The sequence below is a fragment of the Thermogemmata fonticola genome, from assembly GCF_013694095.1.
In the GTDB taxonomy this organism is placed as follows: domain Bacteria; phylum Planctomycetota; class Planctomycetia; order Gemmatales; family Gemmataceae; genus Thermogemmata; species Thermogemmata fonticola.
The window spans coordinates 1-2,600 of the sequence record NZ_JACEFB010000029.1 but is presented as its reverse complement, the minus strand read 5'-3'; the positions used below and the strand labels follow the sequence as shown (position 1 = coordinate 2,600).

1 pseudogene and 1 CRISPR repeat array are annotated in these 2,600 nt (G+C 57.2%); the pseudogene reads left to right on the top strand.

From position 1 onward, the window contains the following. Positions 1-67 precede the first annotated feature (67 nt). A CRISPR array of direct repeats spans positions 68-1,047; the repeat unit is 36 nt; unit sequence CTTTCACATGCAGTGATGCCGAAAGGCGTTTGAAAC. Positions 1,048-1,654: 607 nt separating this feature from the next. Next, a pseudogene (locus tag H0921_RS17520) lies at positions 1,655-2,600 on the top strand (hypothetical protein); the annotation flags it as partial.

Below are 2,600 nucleotides of genomic sequence, written 5' to 3'. Positions count from 1 at the left end.
TCACATGCAGTGATGCCGAAAGGCGTTTGAAACGTTATATTTGGGATCGTTCCGCTTCTTCCCCATGCTTTCACATGCAGTGATGCCGAAAGGCGTTTGAAACTAATTCTTTTTCCGCTTCCTCCTTTCTTCCACTTACTTTCACATGCAGTGATGCCGAAAGGCGTTTGAAACATCTCGGAGCATCGGGACAATTTACGGCAAAAGATTTGTCTTTCACATGCAGTGATGCCGAAAGGCGTTTGAAACACGATATATGTCCGACACGATCTCCTGGTGTTTCTTCTTTCACATGCAGTGATGCCGAAAGGCGTTTGAAACCTGAGGTAGATCGAAATAACCTGACTATAGCATCATTTGGCTTTCACATGCAGTGATGCCGAAAGGCGTTTGAAACAGCGAACTGGGAGAACCGATAGTTGCCTCTGCCCGGTCTTTCACATGCAGTGATGCCGAAAGGCGTTTGAAACGAGAAAAGGCGCGAACTGTAGAGGAGTTGGCTGATACTTTCACATGCAGTGATGCCGAAAGGCGTTTGAAACGAGGGCAAGTCAAAGGCCCAGATAGCATCCATGCGGCTTTCACATGCAGTGATGCCGAAAGGCGTTTGAAACAGCGATGGATTTTGCCGTGTGGGCCGACGATACACGCTTTCACATGCAGTGATGCCGAAAGGCGTTTGAAACCTCGCTAGCGGCCCGCATCCGGGATACCGAGTCGATCTTTCACATGCAGTGATGCCGAAAGGCGTTTGAAACTAGCAGGCCGAGACTTGGGGGTGGACGAGGGGGTTGACTTTCACATGCAGTGATGCCGAAAGGCGTTTGAAACTCGGAGTTGCTGCGCGAGGCCAGCGGCTTGACTGCCTTTCACATGCAGTGATGCCGAAAGGCGTTTGAAACAAAACTCGTGGCCAAGGATCGAGACGCAGGTCATGAACTTTCACATGCAGTGATGCCGAAAGGCGTTTGAAACACTTCCTCACTAGACAGCTCACGGCCGTCAATCTTCCTTTCACATGCAGTGATGCCGAAAGGCGTGGGAAGTCATCCCCTCTCCCGAAGCTTCGGGAGAGGGGAAAAAGGGGTGAGGGCCAGCCCCTGATGCCGCAAGGCGCGGGAAACTTTCAGGCAAGCAGCGAGCGGCGAGCGGTGGAAAACAGCGAATAGCGAAGGGCAAAAGACGGCGAGCCGCGACGCAGGCATCACCGAGCCGCGACCGCCAGGGAGCGGCCCCCCTCCCCCTCCCGCACCGTCATGACACGCAAACTCATCCCGCAAAACCGTCTCCTGCACCCGCAGGGACATCGCCCCGCCCCATCCCCGAAACGCGGAACAACCTCAACTTGACAATCCATTGTTTTTTGAACAATAAAACACTTGTACAAAAGAACGCAACGGCCGACCCCCAGCACCCACCTGGTCCGTCTCCCACCCTTCGCCATTGGCCGCTTCCCGCCGCTCCCTAGCGGTCGCGGCTCGCTACTTCCCCCTTCGCCATTCGCCATTCGCTGCTTCCCGCCCTTCACCATTCACCCCCCCCTGCGGCCAAAAAATTTTTCCTTTCCCATTTGACTTTTCCCATTTCATGGTGCATAAGTACAGTAAAAGGCCAGTAAACAAGAGTTCACACCAACCCAGCGGAGGACCTGGACATGACCGCCACCGCGGAACACAAACCGTCCAGCCCACCGCGCGGACCCCTCTGGGACGGCCACTTCACCCCCGAAGAGCGTGCCTGGGTCCGCCGCGCCGCCTACCTCCGCGCCCACGCCCACGACTGGAAAGCCATCGCCGAACAACTCCAGGTGTCCGAAGATGTCCTTCTCGACCGCATCGAAATGTACCATCACTTCTTCCGTAAGGAAGTCCGTTATTATGAACGTGAGAACATACGTCATGCCTGCCGCGAAGCCTGCATGATCTTACGCCAGCTTTTACGCACGAACAAACCGACGCAGATGGCCAAGGCCGCCGACCTGATCGTCCGCCTGGAGATGAACCGCTACCGTCATCGGCCCCGGCCCTGCCGCTGCGCCGCCTGCTGCCGCTCGGCCCGCTCCGCCGCCTCTGGCTCCGGACCCCGTCCTGCCGCCCCGCCGCCGCGCCAAACTCCGCCGCCCCCCGTCCCCCGTGACAAGCCGCCGACCAAACGCAAAATCCGCCTCGCCGACCCCGTCCTCCAGTGCTTCCCCAACACGGCCCGCGGCCGCATCGCCCGCGACCTCTACCTCCAGGCCCACACCATGACCCCAGAACAAATGGCCGCCAAATGGGAAGACATGTTCCGCCGCGAATGCTTCAAACGCCGCATTCCTATCCCCGGCGTCGAGTTCCAGGAATACTGGCTCAAGGAAGGCTACGACGGAGACGATGCCGTCGGTTGGGACAAAAACGATCCGGTCTTTCAAGTCTATCTTCAGCTCCGCCGTCAAGGAGTCGTCGATTACCATACGATTCGGCATAAAATTGCTGAGATTTGCGGAGCCGATGCTGCAAACGTCTATGACTTGCGAGAGAAATGTAGAATGTTGCTGAACACGAACTGGGGCCAGGGTGTGGGTCGCGGCCCGCGTCCGGCCAACGGTTCCGCCGATGGAA